This window comes from Candidatus Thiodictyon syntrophicum, from assembly GCF_002813775.1.
GTDB lineage: Bacteria > Pseudomonadota > Gammaproteobacteria > Chromatiales > Chromatiaceae > Thiodictyon > Thiodictyon syntrophicum.
In genome coordinates this window covers 2,237,303-2,260,778 of sequence record NZ_CP020370.1, presented here as the reverse complement: position 1 = coordinate 2,260,778, position 23,476 = coordinate 2,237,303, and the positions used below count along the sequence as shown (strand labels likewise).

General features: G+C 65.2%; 25 protein-coding genes and 1 pseudogene. 9 read left to right on the top strand and 17 right to left on the bottom strand.

From position 1 onward, the window contains the following. Nucleotides 1-130 precede the first annotated feature (130 nt). Together THSYN_RS09715 and THSYN_RS09710 are read right to left on the bottom strand one after the other, a co-directional pair. On the bottom strand, nt 131-331 hold the full coding sequence (locus THSYN_RS09715) for a hypothetical protein (RefSeq protein WP_100918960.1): 201 nt from the start codon (nt 329-331) through the stop codon (nt 131-133). Then, complete coding sequence (locus tag THSYN_RS09710; protein WP_216644720.1) at nt 321-662, bottom strand: PIN domain-containing protein; 342 nt, start codon at nt 660-662, stop codon at nt 321-323. Before THSYN_RS09710 ends, THSYN_RS09715 begins: the two co-directional genes overlap by 11 nt. A gap of 665 nt (nt 663-1,327) precedes the next feature. Between THSYN_RS09710 and THSYN_RS09705 the strand changes: the two are divergent. From THSYN_RS09705 to THSYN_RS09685, 5 genes and pseudogenes are all read left to right on the top strand, one after another. Then, nucleotides 1,328-1,702: pseudogene (locus THSYN_RS09705) on the top strand (Uma2 family endonuclease); the annotation flags it as partial. An 86-nt stretch (nt 1,703-1,788) separates the two neighbouring features. Beyond that, a complete protein-coding gene (locus THSYN_RS09700; RefSeq protein ID WP_100918957.1) occupies nt 1,789-2,199 on the top strand; it encodes a hypothetical protein in 411 nt (136 codons plus the stop codon). Beyond that, nucleotides 2,187-2,543: an IS66 family insertion sequence element accessory protein TnpB gene (tnpB, locus tag THSYN_RS09695; protein ID WP_100918902.1), complete on the top strand. Its 357-nt coding sequence runs from the start codon at nt 2,187-2,189 to the stop codon at nt 2,541-2,543. Before THSYN_RS09700 ends, tnpB begins: the two co-directional genes overlap by 13 nt. 71 nt (nt 2,544-2,614) lie before the next feature. Continuing rightward, entirely contained in the window at nt 2,615-4,300 is a 1,686-nt protein-coding gene (tnpC, locus tag THSYN_RS09690; protein ID WP_157817556.1) for an IS66 family transposase, read from the top strand. Nucleotides 4,301-4,517: 217 nt separating this feature from the next. Further along, a complete protein-coding gene (locus THSYN_RS09685) occupies nt 4,518-4,889 on the top strand; it encodes a hypothetical protein (protein ID WP_216644719.1) in 372 nt (123 codons plus the stop codon). Between the two features lie 275 nt (nt 4,890-5,164). Here THSYN_RS09685 and THSYN_RS09680 read toward each other — a convergent pair whose 3' ends face one another. Next, entirely contained in the window at nt 5,165-6,373 is a 1,209-nt protein-coding gene (locus THSYN_RS09680) for a hypothetical protein (protein WP_100918955.1), read from the bottom strand. 167 nt (nt 6,374-6,540) lie between these two features. Between THSYN_RS09680 and THSYN_RS09675 the strand changes: the two genes are divergently transcribed. The 4 genes from THSYN_RS09675 to THSYN_RS09650 all read left to right on the top strand — a co-directional run bounded on the left by THSYN_RS09675 (nt 6,541) and on the right by THSYN_RS09650 (nt 11,701). After that, a complete protein-coding gene (locus tag THSYN_RS09675; protein WP_100918954.1) occupies nt 6,541-7,131 on the top strand; it encodes a Maf family protein in 591 nt (196 codons plus the stop codon). Between the two features lie 306 nt (nt 7,132-7,437). After that, nucleotides 7,438-9,528, top strand: a complete 2,091-nt coding sequence (locus tag THSYN_RS35780) for a LysM peptidoglycan-binding domain-containing protein (protein ID WP_236848844.1) — start codon at nt 7,438-7,440, stop codon at nt 9,526-9,528. Between the two features lie 278 nt (nt 9,529-9,806). Beyond that, the gene (locus THSYN_RS09655; RefSeq protein ID WP_100918953.1) at nt 9,807-11,003 is read left to right on the top strand and encodes a class I SAM-dependent rRNA methyltransferase; all 1,197 of its coding nucleotides are present in this window, start codon (nt 9,807-9,809) and stop codon (nt 11,001-11,003) included. A gap of 101 nt (nt 11,004-11,104) precedes the next feature. Further along, nucleotides 11,105-11,701: a L,D-transpeptidase family protein gene (locus THSYN_RS09650; RefSeq protein WP_100918952.1), complete on the top strand. Its 597-nt coding sequence runs from the start codon at nt 11,105-11,107 to the stop codon at nt 11,699-11,701. Between the two features lie 71 nt (nt 11,702-11,772). On the opposite strand, the gene THSYN_RS09645 is transcribed toward THSYN_RS09650, so the two are convergent. The 14 genes from THSYN_RS09645 to hoxE form a co-directional block, all read right to left on the bottom strand. Then, nucleotides 11,773-12,177: a type II toxin-antitoxin system VapC family toxin gene (locus tag THSYN_RS09645; RefSeq protein ID WP_100918951.1), complete on the bottom strand. Its 405-nt coding sequence runs from the start codon at nt 12,175-12,177 to the stop codon at nt 11,773-11,775. After that, the gene (locus THSYN_RS09640) at nt 12,177-12,386 is read right to left on the bottom strand and encodes an AbrB/MazE/SpoVT family DNA-binding domain-containing protein (protein WP_100918950.1); all 210 of its coding nucleotides are present in this window, start codon (nt 12,384-12,386) and stop codon (nt 12,177-12,179) included. Before THSYN_RS09640 ends, THSYN_RS09645 begins: the two co-directional genes overlap by 1 nt. A 181-nt stretch (nt 12,387-12,567) precedes the next feature. Further along, nucleotides 12,568-13,785: a hypothetical protein gene (locus tag THSYN_RS09635; RefSeq protein WP_157817555.1), complete on the bottom strand. Its 1,218-nt coding sequence runs from the start codon at nt 13,783-13,785 to the stop codon at nt 12,568-12,570. Between the two features lie 290 nt (nt 13,786-14,075). Beyond that, complete coding sequence (locus THSYN_RS33620) at nt 14,076-14,939, bottom strand: hypothetical protein (protein ID WP_157817554.1); 864 nt, start codon at nt 14,937-14,939, stop codon at nt 14,076-14,078. A 415-nt stretch (nt 14,940-15,354) separates the two neighbouring features. Then, a complete protein-coding gene (locus THSYN_RS09630) occupies nt 15,355-15,621 on the bottom strand; it encodes an EF-hand domain-containing protein (RefSeq protein WP_100918948.1) in 267 nt (88 codons plus the stop codon). A gap of 614 nt (nt 15,622-16,235) precedes the next feature. Next, the gene (locus tag THSYN_RS09625; protein ID WP_100918947.1) at nt 16,236-16,703 is read right to left on the bottom strand and encodes a hydrogenase maturation protease; all 468 of its coding nucleotides are present in this window, start codon (nt 16,701-16,703) and stop codon (nt 16,236-16,238) included. Nucleotides 16,704-16,999: 296 nt separating this feature from the next. Next, nucleotides 17,000-18,427, bottom strand: coding sequence for a Ni/Fe hydrogenase subunit alpha (locus tag THSYN_RS09620; protein ID WP_100918946.1), 1,428 nt, complete (start codon nt 18,425-18,427; stop codon nt 17,000-17,002). 68 nt (nt 18,428-18,495) lie between these two features. Further along, nucleotides 18,496-18,804 (bottom strand): hypothetical protein, encoded by a 309-nt coding sequence (locus tag THSYN_RS09615; RefSeq protein ID WP_100918945.1) that lies wholly within the window; start codon nt 18,802-18,804, stop codon nt 18,496-18,498. 68 nt (nt 18,805-18,872) lie between these two features. Continuing rightward, a complete protein-coding gene (locus THSYN_RS09610; protein WP_100918944.1) occupies nt 18,873-19,412 on the bottom strand; it encodes an NADH-quinone oxidoreductase subunit B family protein in 540 nt (179 codons plus the stop codon). Then, complete coding sequence (gene hoxU / locus THSYN_RS09605) at nt 19,409-20,140, bottom strand: bidirectional hydrogenase complex protein HoxU (RefSeq protein ID WP_100918943.1); 732 nt, start codon at nt 20,138-20,140, stop codon at nt 19,409-19,411. The genes THSYN_RS09610 and hoxU overlap by 4 nt, the downstream gene beginning before the upstream one ends. 113 nt (nt 20,141-20,253) lie before the next feature. Beyond that, nucleotides 20,254-20,709, bottom strand: coding sequence for a DUF29 domain-containing protein (locus THSYN_RS09600; RefSeq protein ID WP_100918942.1), 456 nt, complete (start codon nt 20,707-20,709; stop codon nt 20,254-20,256). A gap of 3 nt (nt 20,710-20,712) precedes the next feature. Continuing rightward, on the bottom strand, nt 20,713-20,961 hold the full coding sequence (locus THSYN_RS09595) for a hypothetical protein (protein ID WP_100918941.1): 249 nt from the start codon (nt 20,959-20,961) through the stop codon (nt 20,713-20,715). 136 nt (nt 20,962-21,097) lie between these two features. Next, the gene (gene nuoF / locus THSYN_RS09590; protein ID WP_100918940.1) at nt 21,098-22,711 is read right to left on the bottom strand and encodes an NADH-quinone oxidoreductase subunit NuoF; all 1,614 of its coding nucleotides are present in this window, start codon (nt 22,709-22,711) and stop codon (nt 21,098-21,100) included. Next, complete coding sequence (gene hoxE, locus THSYN_RS09585; protein ID WP_100918939.1) at nt 22,708-23,208, bottom strand: bidirectional hydrogenase complex protein HoxE; 501 nt, start codon at nt 23,206-23,208, stop codon at nt 22,708-22,710. The genes nuoF and hoxE overlap by 4 nt, the downstream gene beginning before the upstream one ends. Nucleotides 23,209-23,476: the final 268 nt, after the last annotated feature.

The following is a 23,476-nucleotide window of genomic DNA, read 5'->3' as shown; positions in this document are numbered from 1 at the left end:
GTCCCGAACCTTACATTCGGAAGTCGGCCATCGGCACAAGCCGGCAGGTCAGAAGAAAACGTTTCGGACGGGGCAAATGCCCCGTCCGGCAGTTTGCCGGAACCTCTCTGCCCCATCCGGCCTGTGAGCCCTATTTCAGTGTCTCGGAAAGCCGATTCGCCTGCGCTGCCAGCGCGTCCAGCGAGAGAAGCGGCAGTCCCCGCTGCCGCCACTCGGTATAATCGAAGCGGTCGCGCGACACCGCTGCCACGAACCGTTCGGCGTCGACCAATCCGAGTGCGTGGATCAATGCCTGCATTCCGTCCAGGCGCAACTCGCTTTCAGTTTTCATACCATCGCTCCAGAACAGCCAGCGCCTCGCCCGGGGGCAGCGCGGTCAAGTCCGGCATGGCCCGAACCCGTCGCAGCAATTTGTCATCGGTGGTGACAAGCATATCAGCGCGGCCCGCAATCGCTGCCCCAACGTGCAGGGCATCGTATTCGCCGAGACCCAGATCCATGGCCTCGCGGGCGCGGGCGAGCACGGACTCGTCGATCGTCACGCACTCGACCGCCAACGCGCGCCATTTGCCGATCGCCTGCCGACGGGCCGCGAAGGGGTTCTTCGCGTTCTTGAAGTCCAGGATCGCCGACCACACGAGATCGCAGGCCCCCTCGCGCACCCGGTCTTGAAGCACCAGCTTGGCCTCGGTCTCCAGACGGATGCGCGTCTGCGATTGGTCGTCGTAGGGTCGGTTGAAGCAGGGTGCCGACGCTGATCGATCGCAAGACGTAGTTCCTGCTCCAGGCCCCGCGCCAGACCGGCAAGACCACCCCAGGGCAGCGCCCTGGGTATCGGAGGATATGCCGTGAAGCGATGAAGGGGCGTGACCACTGGCGACATCATGGACGACATAGCGCGCCCGCCTCTGCCGCTTATGTCACGCCCCTTCAGGGCTCATCAAGGAACCAACCAACACCCAGGGCGTTGCCCTGGGCTGAGATAGAACGCCCCGTTGGGGCTTGGGCCGGCGGCGCGCACGGAGCGTCCGCTTGGCGGCGAAGTTCGTGTGAATCCTTTGCGTGCTCGCGTCGCGGCTGAAGCCGCCCCAACGGGTTCTCGGCCTGGCGTTCACGGTAACCGGCTTGCCCGGCCTCCTCGGCCTGGCTAAGATTGGGGCCATAGTTCCGGCTTGTGTGGTTGAGTTTCCTCTCCGTTTATCCGTTATCCGTCGTTGACCCCCGAGGCTGGGCCAAGGAAAGCGTGCCCATCCTCACCACTCGGCGCGGGCCGGCCAGGCAGGCCCGACGGTCCCAGGGGCCGCCGCGGCGGCCTGGAGCAAGCGTTATGAACCCCTTGTTGCGCATCGATCCCGCCGACCCCTACCCCGAGAGTGACGGAGCGCCGATGGCGGACAATACCCTGCAATTCGACTGGATCGTCAAGATCAAGGAGAACCTGGAGATCCTGTTCGCCGACCGCCCGGACGTCTTCGTCGCCGGTGACCTCTTCTGGTACCCGGTGCCGGACCGGCACATCATCGGCCCCATGGCCCCGGACGCCATGGTCGCCTTCGGCCGGCCCAAGGGCCCCCGCCGGTCTTATCGCCAGTGGGAGGAGGACGGCATCGCCCCCCAGGTCGTCTTCGAGGTCCTGTCGCCGTCCAACAGCGCCAAGGATCTCCGCGACCAGTTGGAGTTCTACGATACCTATGGGGTGGAGGGTGTCCTTCCGGTAAGGCTGCATGAAATCCCGTCCCTAGCCCGGTAGCGTAGGAGCCCCGTTTTTGGTGATCCGGAGGCTCCACGATGTCACTGTCACTTGCCGCCGCGGCCGATCTGGCACAGACGGCCGCGGCCTTTGCCCACTGGCGCAACACCACGTCCCAGGGCGCGCGCATTCCCGCGGAACTGTGGTCGCGGGCGGTTGAACTGGCCGCCCGCCATGGGGTAAGCAAGGTCGCCACGACGCTGCGACTGGACTACGCCGGTTTGAAGCGGCGGCTGACGGCGCGGACAGCGCCCCTGCCGGTGCCCACCACGGCGCCGCCGGCCTTTGTGGAAATGATGCTGGGCTTACCACCGTCGGGGCCGGGCTGCGTGCTGACCCTGTCCGACGCCCGTGGTCGTTCGTTGCGCATCGAGTGGACCGGGGCGGCGACCGGCGAGGTCGCGACGGTGGCGTGTCGCCTGTGGGAGGCGGCGCCGTGCTTGCCCTGACCCCGCAGTTGCGGGTCTTGGTCGCGACGGACCCGGCGGACTTTCGCCAAGGCATTGATGGTCTTGCCCGGCGGGTGCGCCAGGTGTTGGCGGACGAGCCCATGAGTGGAGCACTCTTCGTCTTCCGCAACCGCCGCGGTACCGCGATCAAGCTCCTGGTCTACGACGGCCAGGGTTTCTGGCTGTGTCAGAAGCGCCTGTCCGAAGGCCGCTTTCGGCACTGGCCGAGCGGCCCGCCGGGGCAGGTGCTGGCCCCCCAGGAACTGGCGGTATTGCTCGCCGGTGGGGATTGGCGCGCCGCGGCGGGGGCGCCGGTGTGGCGGGCGTTGACGCCGGGGGCGTGACGTGGCGGTGTACGATGCGGTATAACGCCGTGTATGAACACGACGCTCCTGCACCACCGGCCAGTCGCGGCATGAGCTGGCGTAAGAACCCGCGCACCCCGCGGGTGTCGGTCCCCATCGCGCGACTCGATGCCATTGTCGAGCGCACCCGTACCCAAGCGCTGCCGGTGGATGACCACGCCACCCTCAAGGCGGCGGTCGACACCTTGGCGCGCCTGACCGAGGAACTGGAGACCACGACCACCACCCTGGAGCGGGTGCGTCGGCTGATTTTCGGACCCCGCACCGAGACCACGGACACGGTCCTGGGCAAGGACCAGCCAGCGCCGCGCGATGCCCCGGCGCCGCCGGCCGACGCCGACCCGGCGGCGCCGGGCGCCAGCGACGGCGATGCCACGCTGCCGCCCCACCAAAAGACACGCACTGGCCACGGCCGCAACGGGGCCGACAAGTATCCCCGCGCCCCGCGCATCCCGGTTGCCCACGCCACCTTGAAGCAGGGCGACCCCTGTCCCGAGCCCGGTTGCACCGGCCGGGTCTATGTCCAACGCCAGGAGCCCGCCGTCCTGGTGCGCGTCACCGGCGTGGCGCCCCTGCAGGCGCAGGTCTACACCCTGGAGCGGCTGCGCTGTGGGCTGTGCGGCACGGTGTTTACGGCCGACCCCCCCGCGGGCGTGGGCGCGGCGAAATACGACGCGACCGCCGCCGCCATGATCGCCTTGCTGAAATACGGCTGCGGGCTGCCGTTTCATCGCATCCAACGCCTGGAGCAGGCGCTGGCCATCCCCCTGCCGGCCACTACCCAATGGGATGTGGTCGCGGCGGCCGCGCCGTGCCTCGCCCCCGCGGTGGAGGAGCTGGCCCAGCAGGCGGCGCAGGGCACGGTGCTCTATAACGACGACACCACCATGCGCATCCTGAAATTCACCGCCGAGGCGCGGGCCGAGGCGCTGCCCCCGGGAGCTAACGCCGAGCGCACCGGGGTGTTCACCAGCGGCGTCGTCGCCGAGACCGTCAATGGCCCGATCGCCCTGTTCAAAACCGGACCTTGTCATGCCGGGGAGCACCTCGCCGAGGTCCTCAACCGGCGCCACGACCCCGTGCCCCCGATCCAGATGTCCGACGCCCTGGCGCGCAACACCCCGGGGGATCATCCCACGCAGGCCGCGTCCTGTATTCCCCATGGGCGCCGCAAGTTCGTCGAGGTCCATGACGCCTTTCCCGACGAGGTCGCCTTCGTGCTGGAAACCCTGCGTCCCGTGTTCCACACTGACCACCAGGCCCAGCACCAGGGACTCGACCCGCACGCGCGCTTACTCCTGCACCAACAGGAAAGCGGCCCGCGGATGCAGGCGCTCCACGACTGGATGGCCACGCAGTTGGAGACGCACGCCGTGGAGCCCAACTCGGGGCTCGGTCAGGCGATCCGCTACATGCAGAATCATTGGCAAAAAATGACCCTGTTTCTGCGCGTACCCGGCGCCCCGCTGAGCAACAACATCTGCGAGCGGGCGCTCAAGAAGGCCATCCTGCATCGCAACAATTCGCTGTTTTATCGCACCTTGAACGGCGCCAAGGTCGGCGATCTGTTCATGAGTCTGATCCATACCGCGGAACTGCACCAAGTGGCGCCGTTTGATTACCTGGTCGCGCTGCAGCGCCATCCCGCCGCGGTGGCACTCGACCCGCCGGCCTGGATGCCCTGGAATTACACCACGGCGCTGGCGCGCCTGGCCGCCGAACCCGCGCCGGACTGATCCCGCGGCGGCCCCGTGCCGCCCGTGCGGGCCTCCTCCCCACACCGCCCAAGGTCCCGACCCGTCACCGCGCTGGGGCGTGGGCGCGCACGGGCAGGCAGACGTCATCCCAGCTTGCTACTGGCGGCTCGCCCGCTCCGCCAACAGCGACAACGGCGGGCCTTGGGTTCGCCAATGACGCGGGGCTCCCACGCTACCGGAACCGCGCTCGGCATTCATGCAGCCTTGCCGGAAGGACACGGTGGAGGAATATTATCTCTACGACCCCGAGCGCAACCGCCTGAACCTGTGGCTGCGTCAGGGCGAGCGCCTGGCACCGATCGCGCATCTCAACGGCTGGACCAGCCCGCGCCTGGGTATCCGCTTCGCGCTGCGCCCGCACACCCTGGAGATCTTCGACCCGGCGGGCAATCCCTTCCGCAGCCCGGTCGAACTGGCGCAACGGGCCCGGCAGGCCGAGGAGCGCGCCACTCAGGCCGAGGACCGCGCCCAGCAGGCGATCCGCGCGACCGAGCAGGAGCGTATGCGCGCCGAGCAACTCGCGCAACGGTTGCGGGCGCTGGGGATCGACCCCGACGCTGTCCCGTGACCGGAGAGGAATCGTCCGAGCGCCTTCGGCACCCCGTCCGGCTGAAGCCTCGACCTCCGGTTGGGGCGCGAGCGCCCAGGAGGTCGAGGCTTCAGCCGGTCCCGCGCCCGCTTGCGGATGACGGGCCGCTGGAGCGGCCGGACTGCATTCCCACGCTGGAGCGTGGGAACGAGAGAACTATGCCATCGGCTCCGGGCGCATGGACCTGTGTCCGCACTATGGTGCGGTGACCCTGGGAATAGAACTCAAGGTCTGGCGAGACGATGCGCCCGCGGTCAGCGCGGCGCGGGCAGCGTCGGCGGCGTGGGCTGGGGGCCGGCCGGTCCCGCGGGCGCAGCGGGGGCCGGGGGCAGGCCCTCGGGGAGCGGCTCCAGGCGGAGTTGGGGGCCGCGCGGGCCGTCCGTGCGGGGCTGGCTGCCCAGGGTGCTTGCCAGGGATTGCAGGCGGCCGTCGAGCAAGACCTTCAAGTCCTTGTCCTGGGGCAGGAGCGAGACGACCTCGATGCGCTCGACGGCCTCGGGTCCACCGCCCAGGGTGAGCCTTATCAGCACATGCAGTTGCTCGCCCTCGCGCAGGACGCCGAGGGGGGTGAGGCCGCTGAAGCGGGGGGCGGCGTCCGGCTCGCGGGCGCTGATGAGGCGGGCGAAGCGGGTCAGGAAATCGGCCGGGTCGGCGGCGGCGGCGGCGGGGTAGCCGGCATCCCGTCCGAAGGTGGCGTTGAGCAGGGTGCGGGTACCGCGCGCCTGTTCGTCCTTGAGACGCGGCATGACCAGGTCCTTGAAGCGCGCCAGCGCGGCCGGGTGCAGCCAGGCCGGGGCGGCGGCGAACCCCTTTTCCTTCAGCGCCGTAAGATAGCCGGTAGCGGCCGTGGTGGCAGCCGCCGCGGCTGCCGGGTCGACCACGGCCTGAGGGGGCGGGGGCGCGGGGGGCTCCTCCTTCGTCGCCGCGGGCTGGGCGGCGGCGCCGTCCTTGGGCTTGCCCTTGGTCGCGGCCGGGGCTGCCTCTTTCGACTCGGACTTGCCCTTGATCGCGGCCGGAGCCTCCTCTTTGGACTCGGGCTTGCCCTTGGTCGCGGCCGGAGCCTCCTCTTTGGACTCGGGCTTGCCCTTGGTCGCGGCCGGAGCCTCCTCTTTGGACTCGGGCTTGCCCTTGGTCGCGGCCGGACCTTCCTCTTTCGACTCGGACTTGTCCTTGGTCGCGGCCGGCGCTTCCTCTTTGGACTCGGGCTTGCCCTTGGTCGCAGCCGGAGCTTCCTGTTTGGACTCGGGCTTGGCGTCGGACCTGCCCGCCGTCGCGGCCGGGGCCTCCTCTTTGGACTTGGGCTTGGCTTCGGACTTGGCCGCCGGGGCGTCCCGCTGCTGCGCTGCGGCGGCCCGCTCGGCTGCCGTGCCCGGGGTGTCCGGCGCGCCCTGGTCAGGGGCGGCGCCGGCCGGCAGCGGCGCGAGGATCAGAAGCCCCAGCAGGGGCAGGGTGTAACTCGTCATCGCGGGTGCTCCCAATGGTCGTGCGGTGTGGTGGGTGGGTCCGAAACCGGCATGATGCTAATCCCGCCGACGACGCGGGACCAGATGCCGCGGGCGCGCGGACGGCTTAGGATAGCGCGACCAGGGCCGGCCATCGCCGGCCAACCCCAAGCCGATTTGCTACCACCATGAACCAGCCACTGATCCTCGCCTCGACCTCACCCTTTCGCCGCGCCCTGCTGGAGCGGTTGGGGCTGCCCTTCACGACCGCGGCCCCCGCGGTCGCGGAGGACCGTCGGCCCGACGAGCCGCCCCAGGTTATGGTGCTGCGCCTGGCCGAGGCCAAGGCGGTGGCGGTGGCGGCCGGGCACCCGGAGGCGATCATCATCGGCTCGGATCAGGTCGCCTGTATCGATGACCAGGTACTCGGCAAGCCCGGCAACCGGGAGCGGGCCATCGCCCAATTGGAACTCGCCTCCGGGCGCACCCTGGTGTTCCAGACGGGGCTGTGCGTGCTCAACGCCATCACCGGGCGCACCCAGACGCTGGTGGAGCCCTTCCGTGTCCACTTCCGCCGCCTGACGCGGGCGCGCATCGAGGCCTATCTGGACCGCGAGCGGCCCTACGACTGCGCGGGCAGCTTCAAGTCGGAGGGGCTGGGGATCGCGCTCTTCGCCCGTCTGGAGGGGGAGGACCCCAGCGCGCTCATCGGGTTGCCGCTGATCCGGCTGATCACGCTGCTGGAGACCGAGGGGCTGGACCCGCTGGGCGGCGACTAGGGCGTCGCGTTGGCGCCCGCGCCGTCATGCCGGTTCGCCACTTGACTGCCCTGCCCTGGCGACCGGCGTCCCGGCCGTGATGATGGGCCTGAGTCACCCCGCAAGTGCCCACTGGACCTCTTTGCGGGGCCTTTTCGCGGCATCTCAAAGGCGTCTCAAGGATTGCTTCCAAGGGGCTGATCGGCGAAGATTTCGCATTTACCGCCACTGGCCGTCGGCCAGCCATGTCACACCCGGGGGGGAACTGCGAGCATGACTGAGGCTTTATCTATTTTCACTATTGGACGGGCACGTCACTGGCGCGCCGTGTCACTTCTGGTTGGGGTCCTGGCCCTGATCGCCCTGCTGTCCCTGGGGGGCTGCGGCGGCGGGGGCGACCAGCGGGAAGCCGCCATGAACCAAGGGCCGGTGGGCTCCTCGGCGGACTTCCCGGTGCCGCCGGAGATCGGGCCGAACGTGAACTTCTGGCGCAACGTCTACGGGGTCTGGGGCCGCAACAAGGTCGCCATCCACGACGACGAGCACATGGGCGTGATCTACGAGGTCGCGGAACTGCCCGGCGCGACTCAGGAAGGCTACAGCGAGATGCAGCGCGCCTTCGTCCGCGACCGTCTGGAGTATTACAAGGGTCAGGTGCGCGAACTGGAGCGCCGCCTGTCCGGCAACCAGACCCTGACGGCGCAGGACCGGGTACTGCTCGCCAAGTTCGAGCAGGACGGCGGCGCCCGCGGTGTCTATGGGGCCGCCGAGCGGGTGCGCAGCCAGCGCGGGCTGCGTGATCGCTTCCGCCGCGGGCTGGAGATCAGCGGCCGCTACGACAAGGCCTTCCGCGACTCCATGCGGCGTGCCGGGCTGCCGGAGGACCTGGCCTACCTGCCCCATGTGGAGTCGTCGTTCCAGACCAATGCGGTCTCCAGCGCCGGCGCCACCGGGGTCTGGCAGTTCATGCCGGCCACCGGCCGCGCCTACATGCAGGTGAACGGCGCGGTGGACGATCGCATGGACCCCATCGTGTCCGCCGACGGGGCCGCGCGCTATCTGTCCCAGGCGCACAAACGCCTGGGCAGTTGGCCGCTCGCAATCACCAGCTACAACCATGGCCAGGGCGGCATGGCCAATGCCAAGGCGCAGTTCGGCCACGACTTCGGGCGCATCGTCAAGAACTATCAGGGCAAGGCGTTCAAGTTCGCCTCGCGCAACTATTACGCGGAGTTCATCGCCGCCCGCGAGGTGGCCAGCCATCCGGCACGCTATTTCCCGGAGGGCGTGCGCTACGAGACACCCTGGCCCCATGACCGTCTGGTCCTGGCCAGCGCCACGCCCGCCGATCAGTTGGCGCGCCGCTACGGGATCTCCAGCGGGAGCCTCGCCGGTCTGAACGCGCATTGGCGCGGTGCTGCCCGCGACGGGCGGACCGCGTTACCCGCCGGCAGTACCGTGTGGGTGCCCGCCGGCAGTCTGGCGCGGGGCGGCGGCCAGCCGTCCTACTCCGGCGACGCCATCGCCGCGCGCGATAGCGCCAAACCCATGGCCGAGCCGGTGGCCGCGGCGACCTCCATGGCCTTGCGGGCGACCGAGGCGGAGCCGGACTTCGCGGACCTGCCCGCCCGCGACCCGGCCTACGCCGCACGTGTGCAGCCGGCCGGGCCGCCGATCGAACCAATGCTGGCCATGGTTGAACCCAATCCCGCCAGGGTCCAATCCAGGCCCGCACTGGAGGACGTGCCGGACGAGTGGCCGGAACCCGTCAGGGCCGCCCGGGCGGAGTCCAGGCCGACCGCCTCGCAGACCAGGGCCGCCAAGGCCAAGGCGCGGGCCGCGGCTGAGGCCGTCGTCGCCGAGGCCGAGGCGAAGCCCGCCAAGGCACCGGCACCGCGTGCCAGGGCCGAGTTGAAGACCGCCAAGACGGACACCAAGGGCGTCAAGGCCGAGGCAAGAGACGACAGGGCCGAGGCCAAGACCGCCAAGGCCGCAGCGAAGGGCGACAAGGCGGGGGCCAAGACCGCGAAGGCCGAGGCGAAGGGCGACAAGGCCGAGGCCAAGACCGCCAAGGCCGCGTCGAAGGGCGACAAGGCGGATGCCAAGACCGCCAAGGCCGCGGCGAAGGGCGATAAGGCCGACGCCAAGACCGCGAAGGCCGAGGCGAAGGGCGACAAGGCCGACGCCAAGACGGCCAAGGCCGGCGCCAAGGGCAGCAACGCCGAGGCCAAGACTGCTAAGGGCGGGAAGTCGGAAGCCGCAGCCAATGCCAAGTACCACGTGGTGAAATCCCAGGAGACCCTGTACCGGGTCGCCAGTGCCAGCGGCATCTCGGTGGCTGAACTGCGGCGGTTGAACAAGATGGGCCCCAACGAGAACAACGTGCGCCCGGGACAGAAGCTCAAGGTCGGGACCTGAGGCGCCGGGTACGCGATGCGTACCCTACAGCTACCGGACGTTCTGACGAACCGGGCGTCGTTGTCGTTGTCGTTGTCGTAGTCGTAGTCGGATTATTCGATTACGACAACGACAACGACAACGACAACGAAAACCACAGCGTACCCGGGATCCCGGTCACCACATCAGTTCTGATCGCACCCTCTTGCCGTCGGCCGCTCGGGAGCGGCGCCCGTCGATGGTATCCTTACCGGTTGGCGCGAGCCCCCTCCCCTACCCGGAACCACAGGACCACCCCCATGAAACCCATGCCGCTGCTGCTGCGCAAAGACCAGGAACGCCGCCTGCTCGCCGGCCATTGCTGGGTCTACAGCAATGAGGTGGACACTCAGGCGACCCCGCTCAAGGACCTGACACCGGGGGCGCCGGTGGAGGTCTTGAGCGACCATGAGCGCTGGATCGGCCACGGCTATGTCAACCCGCATTCGCTGATCTGCGCCCGCCTGGTCAGCCGGGAGCGCAACCGCCCCCTGACCCCGGCCCTGTGGCTGGCGCGTATCCACGATGCGCTCGCGTTGCGCGAACGGCTGTACCAGCGTCCCTTCTACCGCCTGGTCTTCGGGGAGAGCGACGGTCTGCCGGGACTGGTCGTCGACCGCTACGGCGATCTGCTCGGGGTCCAGTTCACCACCGCCGGTATGGAACGGGTGCGCGGGGAGGTCCTGGCCGCCCTGGAGCAGGTGCTCAAGCCCAGCGCCATCGTGCTGCGCAACGACACTTCAGTGCGTGAACTGGAGGGCCTGGCCCAGGGGGTGGAGACCATCCTGGGCGACCCCGGGGACGCGCTGATCCTGACCGAGCACGACCTCGATTTCGTGGTCGCCCCGATCACCGGCCAGAAGACCGGCTGGTTCTTCGACCAGGCGGAGAATCGCACCCGCCTGGCCCGCTATGGGGTGGGCGAGCGGGTACTCGATGTCTGCAGCTATAGCGGCGCCTGGGGGCTGCGCGCCGCCGCCCTGGGGGCCGATGACGTGACCTGTGTGGACAGTTCACACAGCGCCCTGGAACGTGTGGCGGACAACGCACAGCGCAATGGGTTTGCCGCCCGGGTCCACCCCCTCCAGGGTGACGCCTTCGAGGTCCTGCGCGCCCTGCGCGACGAGGGTCGGCAGTTCGACACCGTGATCCTCGATCCCCCGGCCTTCATCAAGCGCCGCAAGGACGAGAAGGAGGGTGTGCAGGCCTATGCCCGACTCAACCGGCTGGGCATCGAACTGCTGGCCCCCGGCGGGCTCCTGGTCACCTCTTCCTGCTCCTTCCACATGAACCGCGACGCCTTCCTGCGCACCGTGCAGCAGGCCGGGCGGCGCGCCGGACGCTTCCTGCAACTCCTGGAGACCGGCCAGCAGGGGCCCGACCACCCGGTCCATCCGGCGATCCCGGAGACCGCCTATCTCAAGACCCTGTTCCTGCGCGTCTTGCCCGGGTCCTGAAAAGCGACGAAACGAGGTTGTTTATTCTCAGCGCGTTACCTAGAATTCTCCGTGTAGTTTCTAGTTCCGGCACCCTGCCGCCAATCTGGGGGACCAGACCCATGTGTGACGACGCCATCCGCACCGCCCGCCGTTCAACCCAGCGCCGCGCGCGCCCCGGTCCGCGCAGGACCGGCCGCGTCGGCCTTGGCCTCGCTGCCGCGCTTGCCGCGGTCTATGCCCTGACGCTGGGCGGCTGCGGGGGTGAGCAGGCGACCACCAAGGTCGCCTACGCGGACCGGGTGTTGGTGAAGAAGTCGGAGCGCAAGCTGCAATTGCTGAAGAACGGCAAGGTGCTGAAGGAATACCGGGTCGCCCTGGGCGCAAACCCGGCGGGCCACAAGATGCAGGAGGGCGACAAGCGCACCCCGGTCGGGGACTATGTCCTGGATTGGCGCAAGCCGAACAGTGACTACCACCGGGCCATCCATGTGTCCTACCCCAACGCGCAGGACGTGCAACTGGCGAAGGCACTGGGCGTCAGCCCGGGCGGCAGCATCATGGTGCACGGGTTGCCCAACTACGTTACGTCGCCGGTGGTCCGGGCGGAGTATCAACGGCGGGACTGGACCAACGGCTGCATCGCCGTCAATGACCAGGAGATCGAGGAGATCTGGCGCCTGGTCCGGGACGGGACGCCGATCCGCATTCAGGAGTGAGGTGCCGGCCGCCTCGCCGCTCTTGCTCTTACGCCCCAGAAACCGTGTTGGACCCGGGTCGGCATATCGAATCAGTCCGCCAAAGGCCCCTCACCGCGCGGCTTCTTCGGGAAGTATATGACCCAGGGTAGACCTTCAAAATGGTCGTCAGACGTGACGAGTTGCACATCGGCCTGACGCGCCGTGGCGTAAATGATTGCGTCGGCGAAGGAGAGTTTGTGTTCGATAGCCAGTTCCGCGGCATAGAGGGCCAACGCGGTGGACAGTGGGATTACCCGGCCTTGTTCCGTCAGGGCGATGACCCGTAGCGCCTGTTCGCTATCGCGTTCCCTACAGACCCATTTGTAAAGCTCGAACTGGATTGCAGTGGGCACCACAAGTCGATCGATGTTCTCCAAGTAGGGCCGGAAGGATTCCGCCAGAGTGTCGTCCGTGAGCCATTCGATCCAGCCGCAAGTGTCCACCAGTAGCGCCATCAATACCGATCCTCGCGATCCCGGTAACCAGTTGGATCTGCGCCTTTCAGCAAGCCGCGTGCCTCATCCAAAGACGGTAGCGGCACCAGTTCGATGCCCCGGCCCTTGGGGATGATCGCGAAGCGTTGCCCCACATGGAGACCCAACTCGTCGCAGATGGGCTTGGGGATGGCAAGTTGGAACTTACTGGAGAGGGTGGCGGAGGGCATGGCGTCACTACTACTTGGGGTGATCGTGTGGCTAGTTCTCGCGCTCCAGTGTCGCGCGGGAACTTGGGCAACTGGAGCGGCAACAGATACGTTTTCCTAACGCATAATGCTATCGAGAAATAGATGCTGCGGCGCTCGGTCTTCCTGAAACATTGGTCTTGATCGCCCTACCCGGGGTTGCTCATGAGTCTCCGAGCATTGTGTTGTAAGTTTCCAAGACCTTGCCAATCATCTGTTGGTTATCCATGAACTTTTGCAGATCAAAAAGCGATTCTCTGCGGAAGGCGAGCCCTCCTTCCGGGACCCCGCTGATGGTTACTTCCTGCACCAAGCCGGATTTTAGCATCGCCTCTAACAAGGGTTTGCAGTATCCGGAGCGACCAAGCAAGCCTTTCGCCCAATCCGCTCTCCACAAACTGGTTTTTAAGCGCCCATTACACCAAAATTTGCTTAGACCAAGACGAACGGCATCTTTCACCAGTTCAGCTCGCGATGCAAAGTCGCTCTCAATCACGCCGTCCCAAATCAGGCTTGCGGGAAATGCAATATCGCAATCCACCATCGTTACGAGACTCCATCCCTCTCTCTTGCAGGATTCAGGTTGGAACTCGAATTCCCCAACAAACGCACAACGCTCAAATTTCGTATTTCTGTCAGCACGGCAGTTTCGCAAAGTCACGTCTTCAAAACGACAGCCAGAAAAAATGACGCCGGATAAATCGAGCGCATCAAACGGGCCAGTTAAGTACAGGCCTGTCACCTTCTTTGCGACGGTGAAATCGGCGCCAAAGACGGCAGTAAACAATCGCTCTGTCCGCTCCACGCCTGTTACTATATTGGCGTCGGTCCGTATGAGATCAAGTACAACATGAAGCAAGAAGCTCTGCGATTCTCGGTACTTCAACGGTACTGATGCGACTAAGCCGCCAACCGAATCTACGGCCTCCGGTTCCAACAGCGACTCGAGATGTTCCAGTATAAACCCTTTGCCATTCGCCTCCTCGCGTAGGAACGGCCAGATACTACTGCTTGGCGCGACGCCCATGTTAGAGATCGCGTCTGCAATGTGCAGTGCCCTGAGATAAGAAGCTAAGAAATCAAAGCTGAATCGGTAATTGCCGTCATGGCCAACATTAAGCAATGGATGATCGACCATCTTGCCCATATCTGACGCCGCTATTCCTGCAGCTTCAAGGATCTGAAGTGCGAACTCCGGGTTTGTACCTGATTCAGAAAGCGCCACTTCCCTAAAAGCGGACAGTTGATCAGCGGCCTTCGTCTGAAGTTTCTTGCGACCTACCTCACGGTCACAGATTTGTCCCAGAATATTCTCTAAAAGTTGTCTAGTCCCTCGCGCTGCTATCGGAGTACCACCTTGGCGGACATGCTCGGCGACCATTGCCACACACAATGGCAGATTAACAAATTGACTCCGAACCCCCCCAAGTTCCTTCGGCCGAGATGATCCAGCCACAAGTTCGCTATACTGGCTTAAGGCACTCTGGAGTTTCTTCTTGTCATCGTGGAAGAACTTGTTGAAATACCCCTTTGCTTGCTGCGTGTTAAAGTAGTTAATCTCCTCTTTTCTTACATTCTCTGGAGGGTCTTTTATTTCGGAATCCCAATAGAGTGTCCTGGTAGTGATAACGATCCTGGCGCTCGACTGTCTGGTAATGTCAGCCAGACCCTCTAAGACGGCCGACGGAGCGAAATGAGCGACTTATGCCCGCATAACTCGTCAAAGCCGTCGAATATGAAGGCAATGTAGCCCTGTTTCAATGCGTGCTGAAACAAATCCTCTGGTATTCTCAACGTGTGGCTGAATGCGCGCAACGAATTATCAATGATTTCCCACAGCTCATCCACCGATTCCAGGTGAAGCCGGCCCCAGTGCGAAGACTCGACATAAACAGGTATTGTTCTATTCTTCGCGACGCTGGTTGCAAGTCTCTTTACCAAATATCGTGATAATGTGGTCTTGCCAACACCAGCGAATGCCGCCAATACGAATAGCGTTCCATCTTCAGAAGGCTGCTTTCTTGTGAGATAATCCTGGGTCACGTCCGCAAGTCGGTCTCCAATTTCCTCATTTGTAGAACGGGGCGGAACGTAATATTGCTCTGTAACGATCCCCTGTTCTAAAGATGTGATATAATCCAAAAAAATATTGTGTATTTTTTCCCAAATTAGATCCTCATGTACAAATACAGGCGTTTGCTTTCCGCAAATACCTTTCAGGCGATCAATAGATATTCTCAATGACTTTGGAATAATAACATATGCGTGCCGGTCAGATCGTATAGCCTCGGTCGCACGCTGAGCGTTTTCTATCGTGCAGTCAGATTTCAGATAGAGAAACGCGGTATCAATCGTTTCCAATCCAGCAGTCGCCGTAGCACGGAATATTACCCAGGGATCGCCAGCACTCGTTTCCACACGCTGTGGGTTAGCATAGCCAAGGAGTTTAATGTCCTGTTCTGAAAAAACGGTCGCCATTTCTCTTTCCTCAGTGTCAAACTGACATAGTGTGAACTGCTGGGCACCAAAAGCCACTCCGGCGCTCGGTCAGCCAGCGGAATCGAAGATCGGCCTCTGGTGCATCTGGCCCGTGAAAGCCGCACCGCTTCCTCCTGCGTCCTCGGCGACAAAACCCTGCCCAATATCAACCGGGCGCAGCGCGGATGGCTCTGGACGGGATACGCTACCGTTGGAAAAAGCTTACCGCGAAAGTCGCGCCGCGACGTTGTGGGAGCGGCCTCCGGCCGCGACGATGCCTCTCTCGTTCCCGCGCTCCAGCGTGGGAATCCCGTGCGGGCGCTCCGCGTCCGGTCTTGGCGCTGGACGCGGAGCGCCCGCACTTGCTCCCACGAAGGGGCGTGGGAGCCAGAAGCGCTTCAGAGTGAGGGCGGCGCCAAGAACATTCCGGACGGGGCGAATGCCCCGTCCGGCCCGAGGTCTGACCTTCCGGCTAGAAGCTGCGGACTCCCGAGAGAATGCTGCGGGCGGTCCAGACGGTATCATTGACTGAGTGTACGGTGTCGACCGCGCCGTGGCGCTTGATGGCCTCGGTTTGCACATTACGCTCCTGTACTGATGCCTGTTTGTTGAACTGCTTCAGCTCCGCATCCGAAATGAGCCCGTCGCCGTTATAATCCGCGGCCTGTTGCGCGCTCATGGTCGCGGCACAGCCGGACAGGATCAGTGCCGCGGAGACGATTGCGAAATGCGCTTTCATGTCGGTGGTTCCTTCGCAAGATTGAGTTGAAAAGGTCGTGACTACCAGTAACGTGGCCCGTAGTACCGGCGCTGGTAGTAGGGACCCGGGCCGTAATAGCCACCCGGGCCGTAATAGCCGCCCGGATCGTAATAGCCGCCTCCATCGGTCGGCGCCGGTGTCACAGGTGACTGCCGCTCCAGGTTTTCAACGCTTCCTGTGCCTTGCACCGAGCCGCCGGGCCCCTTGAAGCCGGGCGCCACGCAGGACGCGAGACCCAGTGCCCCGCATACTAATAGCAATTGCCTACCTCGCTTCATCGTGCTCTACCCCTTGCCCTGCCGGGCTCATTCCCGCCTCATGAGTAACGATCCAGGGGACAATCAGGTGCCGTACTAGCCACCGTCCCCGTTGGCCGGACGTCGGTAGTGGAAGCGCGCGACGGACTGCCCGTCTGCCGTACCGGACTGATTCCGTCCGGCTCGCGACTGCCTGGGCCGGTGCATCCCTGTTGCCCCCGGGTCGCGTACCCGTCTTCCAACGCCCGCCGGGCGTTGCAGTTACAGGCTAGCTCATGTCCTACAACCCGTCAACCCATGCGGACAACGGAGATACCGCGGTCCGTACAGCGGACCCTAGGGAGTGGCCGGCGGCTCGGCGATGAGGGCGCGGACCTGGGCGATCATGGGGTCCAGGGCGGCGGCGGCGGTGGGGCTCAAGGCATAGTTGGCATAGCCGAACGACTGCCCGGCGGCGGAGATCAGATAGGCGGCAGGCTCGCGCTGGTAGAGGGTCTGGACCCAGGCGAGCAGTTCTCGCGGGTCCAGAAAATGCGCCATGCTGGAGAGTGCCGTGGCATCGGGATCCAGGCGGCGGACCCGGACCTCGCCGGGTTCGCCCTCGACGGTAGCGTCGAGAAAGATCACCCGGTCGGCGGCGGCGATGTCTTCCGTAAGTTCCGCGGTGAGGATGTGGCGGGAGATGACGCTGACGCCTGCCGGCAGGGGACCGGCCTCCAGTGCGTCGGCGGCCAGGGGGCCGATGGCGTCGTCACCGCGGATGGGGCTGCCGAAGCCGATGATCAGGGTCTTGGGGTTGGTCATAGCGTGCCGTTGTCGTTGTGGTTGTCGTTGTCGTTGTCGTTGTCGTAATCGAGGTTATCGTAGCGCCCCGGATTCTCTCGCACGCCAAATTGCATCGCTTCTCCGATTACGATTACGACAACGACAACAACGACATCGATTGTGTTTAACTTGTTCTTGACTCGTTACTAAGGCGGGTCAACAGCCACGACGCCATGGGAGTTGCGCCTCGCTGCGCCAGGGTCATCGCGTGGCGCCGGGTTACCGTCCATGGCCTGGATCCCGGCTTCCCGGCCGGGACGACGGTCGGTGCGGGATTAGCCCCGACTCAACCGATCCACCACCTGACCCTTGGCGTCCTTGAGCTCGATCACGAGCGGCATTTCACCGAAGGCGTGGGAGGCGCAGGACAGGCAGGGGTCATAGCAGCGGATCACCGCCTCGACCCGGTTCAACATGCCTTCCTGCAGGTTGTTGCCGTCGACATAGGCATCGGCGACCTGGCGGATCGCGGCGTTCATGGCCAGGTTGTTGTGGCCGGTGGCGATGATCAGGTTGACCCAGGTGATGAGCCCGTCGTCGTCGATCTTGTAGTGGTGCATCAGGGTACCGCGCGGCGCCTCGGACACGCCGATGCCCTCGTCACGGTTACTGCGGGCGCGGGCGCGGACGCGATGGTCCAGGATGTCCGGGTCCTTGAGCAGACGCTCCATCATCTCGATCGCATAGATGATCTCCACCAGCCGCGCATAGTGGTAGTGGAAGCTGCTGGCGATGGGGCCGGACTCCTGGAGCATGTGGAATTCGGCCAGGGCCACGTCGGCATAGGGGGTACCGCAGGAATCGGCGTTGTTGAGCCGGGCCAGGGGGCCGACCCGATAGATCCCCTGCGGATAGCCGATGGGCTTGTAATAGGGGAACTTCATGTAGCTGAAGTCCTCCACTGCCTCGCCGACCAGGCGCTCGTACTCCCAGGTCGGAACCATGTCCTCGACGATATGGCCGCGGGCGTCCTTGATGCGCAGGAAGCCGTCGTAGTGTTCCAGGTTGCCCTCCGGGCTGACCAGGCTCAGGAACATGGTGTCCTGGGTACCGAAGTTGCTCGCTTCGTCCTTGAACTTGGGTACCAGGGTCTTGAAGAAGGCATAGGTCCGCTTGGCGATCTCAAGGCCCTCGGGCAGCATCTTGAGCATGGCCTCGCGCTTCTCCGGGGTCAGTGCCTCGCTGACGCCGCCCGGGACCACCCAGGTCGGGTGGATCTTCTTGCCGCCCAGGGTCTCGATGATGGTCTGACCGATCTGGCGCAGCCTGATCCCGTCCTTTGCGAGCGCCGGGTCCTGGCGCATGACGCCGAAGATGTTGCGACTGACCGGGTCCGAGTCCCACCCCAGGAGCAGGTCGGGGGAGGACAGGTGGAAGAAGGACAGGGCGTGCGACTGGGTGATCTGGGCCAGGTTGATGATGCGGCGCAGCTTCTCGGCGGTCGGGGGGATCGTGACCGAGAGCAGGTAGTCGCACGCCTTGTTGGAGGCCAGGACATGGCTCACCGGGCAGATGCCGCAGGTGCGGGCGGTCAGCGCCGGCATCTCGCGGTAGGGGCGGCCTTCGCAGAACTTCTCGAAACCGCGGAACTGGGTGAGGTGGAAGCGGGCGTCCTGCACCTCGCCCTGGTCGCCGAGTTGCAGGGTGATACGGGCGTGCCCCTCGATGCGGGTAACCGGTTCGATGGTGACGGTGCGGCTCATGGGTGCAGTCCCCTTTGATAGGTCAGTGGAACGGTCCGGCGGGTCGGCGCGGAGCGTATTCAAGCGGGTCAGGTCGGTGTGGCGCCGGTTTCATTGGCGCCGGTCTCATTGGCGAGGGCCCGCTCGGTAATCTCGCGGTAGATACGGATCAATTGGCCGGCGATGTCATTGAACTCCGGGTGGCGCTCCCATAAGGGCCGCAGTCTGTTGGCGTCGGCGAAGACCTCGTGGAGGAAGTCGAAGTCGAAGCTGTCCAGGGTGCCGCCCGCATCCACCTTCGCCTTGAGGTCCAGGACACGGGGAAGACGCTGTTTGCGCAAACGCTCCAGCAGCGTGACGATGAGGCCGGTATCGTCTCGGGCAGTCTGGTCGGTCATTGGGCCATCCCCGATGGTATTGGTGGTTGGGCGCCGCGGCCGTCTACGGCCACGCCGCCGCTCCTCGGTCAGGCCCCGAAGCGGGTCACCTTGCTCGGGTCCGGCGTGCGTCCCTCGATCAACTCGTTCAGCACATAGAAGATCGCGTCCGCGTGGGGCGGGCAGCCGGGGATGAAGACATCGACCTCCACGACCCCGTGGATGGGGCGCACCTGGCGAAACAGGGCCGGCACACCGACGGTCGGGATCTGGGGCTGGACATCGACGGTCTCCACGTAGGCCCGGTTCAGCACGGCCTCGAGCTTGAACGGGTTGCGCATCGCCGGGACATTGCCGGTAATCGCGCAGTCTCCCAGGCTGATCAGCAATTTGCAGTGCTTGCGGAATTCCTTGGCGTGATGCAGATCGCCCTCGGAACTGATGGACCCCTCCAGGATGCCCACGTCCACCTGCTCCGGCAACACCTTGGTGTCGACCAGCGGGCTGTAGACGATGTCCAACTTCTGCGCCAGGTCCACCAGCCGTTCGTCCATGTCGAGGAAGGACATATGGCAGCCGGAGCAACCATCGAGCCAGGCGGTGGCTACCGTGATCTTGGGATCGCTCATTGGGCGTGCCTCCGGCGGGCGAGAATGGGCAGGAAGTGTTTGTCTTTGACCATCTCCCCGGCCGAGGTTCCCTGCTTTACCAGGGCGCCGGTGGGGCAGACCTGCACGCACTTGCCGCAGCCGGTGCAGGTATCGCTCTCGCCCCAGGGGCGGGCCAGGTCGGTGATGACGTGGCAGTCGCTGCCGCGGCCCATGACGTCCCAGGTATGGGCGCCCTCGATCTCGTCGCAGACGCGCACGCAACGGGTGCACAGGATGCAGCGGTTGTGGTCGAGCCGGAAGGCCTCGTGGGAGCTGTCGACCTGATTGCGCGCCTGACGATAGGGAACGCGCACATGGTCCACCCCGCACTTCTGGGCCATGAACTGCAACTCGCAGTGGCCGTTGGAGACGCACACCGAGCAGACGTGACTGCGCTCGGCGAAGAGCAGTTCCACGATGGTGCGGCGGTAGCGTTGCAGGCGCTCCGTGTTGGTGGAGACCGTCATGCCCTCCGCCACCTGGGTCGAACAGGCGGCAAAGAGGCGCGACTGACCGGCCATCTCCACCAGGCACAGGCGGCAGCCGGCCCAGATGCTCAGTCCGTCCAGGTAACACAGGCTCGGGATCGGGATCTTGTTCTCCCGGCAGACCTCGATGATGGTCTCATCCGCGCGGGCGGAGTAGTCCTTGCCGTCGATGTTCAGCGTAACGACGCGGACACTGGCTGGGTTTGCGGGTGGGGGCATGTGGGCTCCGGGTGTCGTCGGGTGTCTTGGTCAACCCCAGGCCCGCTTCCCGGCGGGCCTGGGGTGTGGATCTGCAATTAGACTAAAGCTTGGGGCATCGGGGGTGTACCGGTTCATGCTTGGCCGGAAGCGCTCTCGTCAGGCAAAAAATCCTGGTCCACCAACTGCTCTCGGGTAAAGGGGCATTCGACCGGGAAGGTTTCAAGTGCAAGCCCGGTCTCCAGGCTCGCGCGCGAGCGCGCCGCCGGGTAACGCCGCGCCGCGATCTCGGGCAACTTGGTTGCAAGGCTCGGGCTGTCCTCCAGCAATTCGGCGATTTCGTCCCGGGCATTGTCGATCGACAAACGCCAACTGACACCGCGCAAAGCCGGCTGATAGCGCCACTTCAGCAGATGGAGCATCAGAATCTTGAGGTGTCCGGCCAGGGCATGTTTTTGCTGTTTGCCCATGTCCTCCAGTTCCTCGGCGACCTGATCCACATCCACCTCCGCCCAGCGTCCCGCGCGCAGGTGGGCGGCGCTGTCGTTCGCCCAGGCGTAGAAGTCGCGATCATGCTGCAGATGAAGCATCGCTTATGCCTCTTCGCGCAGATCCAGTCGCCGCTCGATGCGGTCCAGTCGCTCCTTGAGCCAATCGATGCTGACCTGTTGTCGAGCAACGTCCTCCTGCGCGTGGACGGTATCGCGTTTCGTGCCGACGACCGCGGACTCAAGGCTGCTCAGTCGCAATTTGACCTCGCGCAGTTCATGCTCGATACGATCCTGCCCCCCGCGCAACGCGCGAAGATGTTCGAGAATCAGGTTATCAACTTTGTCCGCCATCACCGTCTCCGCCAGGCATCATGTCACGCCCTTTCAGGGCTGGGCACACACGACCGACCCAGGGCGTTGCCCTGGGCTGGTATGTTAGGCCCCTTCGGGGCTTGCTACTTGCGGACAAGTACCTGTTTCATCGACATCATTCGGCCGTCAGCTTCTGCTCATACTCGTCGCGGAAAAATCGCAGCGTACTCAGGACCGGATTGGGCGCCGTCTGACCCAGGCCGCAGAGGCTCGTGGCCTGCACCACCTCGCACAACTCTTCCAGCAGGGCCAGGTCCTTGTGGGTGCCCTGCCCCTTGGCGATGGTGTCCAGGAGTCCGTGCATCTGCTGGGTGCCGGTGCGGCAGGGGACGCACTTGCCGCACGACTCGGTCATGCAGAACTCCATGAAGTACCGGGCCACGTCCACCATGTCCGAGGTCTCGTCCATGACGATCATGCCGCCGGAGCCCATGATGGTGCCGAGCGTCTTCAAGCTGTCGTAATCGACCGGGATGTCCAGGTGCTCCGCCGGGATACAACCGCCGGAGGGGCCGCCGGTCTGCACCGCCTTGAAGGCCTTGCCGTTGGGGATGCCGCCGCCGATCTCCTCGATGATCTCGCGCAGCGTGATCCCCATCGGCACCTCGATCAACCCGATGTTGGAGATGGCACCGGCGAGCGCGAAGACCTTGGTGCCCTTGGAACGCTCGGTGCCGATCCCCGCGTACCACTCACCGCCGTTGCGGATGATGGGGGTGATGTTGGCAAAGGTCTCCACGTTGTTGATCAGGGTGGGGCAGCCCCAGAGTCCCGATTCGGCCGGATAGGGCGGACGCGGCCGGGGCTGGCCGCGATTGCCCATGATCGAGGCCATCAGCGCGGTCTCCTCCCCGCAGACGAAGGCCCCGGCGCCAAGCCGGATCTCGACATCGAAATTGAACTGGGTCTCGCAGATGTGGTTGCCCAGGAAGCCCGCGCGCTTGGCCTTGCGGATGGCGGTCTCCACCCGCTCGACCGCGAGCGGATACTCGGCGCGCAGATAGACGTAGCCCTTGTTCGCGCCGATGGCATAGGCGGCGATGGCCATGCCCTCGAGCACCCGATGCGGGTCTGACTCCAGGATAGCGCGGTCCATGAAGGCGCCCGGGTCACCCTCGTCCGCGTTGCAGATGACATATTTCTGGCCGGCCGGCATCTTGGCGATGGTCGACCACTTGAGCCCGGTCGGATAGCCGCCGCCGCCGCGCCCGCGCAGTCCGCTGGTGGTGACCTCGGCGACCACCGCGCCCGGGGTCATCTCGGTCAAGGCCTGCACCATGGAGCGGTAGCCGCCGACCGCGACATAGCCGGTGAAGCTCTCCGGATCGATGATGCCGGTGTTCTCGCGCACGATGCGCTGCTGCCGGGTAAAGAAGGGGGCGTCGGTCGGGAAGCGGATGCGCTCCACCGGCGTGCCGCCCACACTCGCGATGATGTCGGCGGCGTCGTCGGGTTTCACCTCGCGATAGAGCACCTCGAGCTCCGGTGGTTCATCCGTGCGGGCGACCGCCACCATGGGTCCGGCCGAGCACAGGCCCATACAGCCGACGCCCTTGACACGGCAGGTGCCGGAGCCGTGCGCCTTGTGGGCCTCGGTCAGTGCCTCGAACACCGGGGGCGCGCCGGAAGACTGACAACTCGTCGCCAGGCAGACGCGCACCTCGGTGTCGATGCCGGCGAACTTGTCGCGGTGTTTCTGGGCCAACTCGTCGATGTCGTCGATATTCACTTGGCGGTCTCCAGTTCGATGCGCTCCATCAGTTTCTCCGGGGTCAGCTTGCCCAGCAGTTGACCGTCCACGACCGCGGCCGAGGCCAGGCCGCAGGCACCGACGCACCGGGCGGTGAGCACCGAGAGCAGGTCGTCCTCCGTGGTCTCGCCCGGCTTGACGCCGAAGCGCTCCTCGATCGCACCCAGCAGGGCCCCGGCGCCCTTGATGTAGCAGGCGGTGCCGGTGCAGACCACGCAGGCGTGGCGGCCCTTGGGCTTGAGCTGGAACAGGTGATAGAAGGTCGCGACCCCGTACACCTTCGACAAGGGCAGGTCCAGGGAGCCGGCCACGAAGCGCATGGCGGTCTCGTCCAGGAACCCGAAGGATTCTTGCACGCTGTGTAGCGCCTCGATCAGCGAATGATCGGCGTAGCCGGTGCGGCGCATGGTCGCGTTGACGAGCTTCCAGCGCTTGTCGTCACTGGGCAGGGCGGGCCGGGTTTGCAGCAGGGTCATGTCCCCTCCTCGTCGAGGGCCGTCAAAAGGGTTGGGTTGAGCCTTGCGATCGGTCTTCCGTGCTCCCGGCGCCGGGTCCGCGGGGGCCCGGCCGCGTCCGGGAGGCGCGCGGCGGGGTAGAGACTAGCGCGCAATTGCCGGCTGGTCCATCCCTGATTTTATGCTAGGTTGTTTATTAGGTTCGGCTAATAGAGTGTTTCAGAGGGTCTGCCGCGGACCCGGCCCGCCCGCCGGTGGCAATCCTGAATGCTGCCCGGCGGCGTAGAAA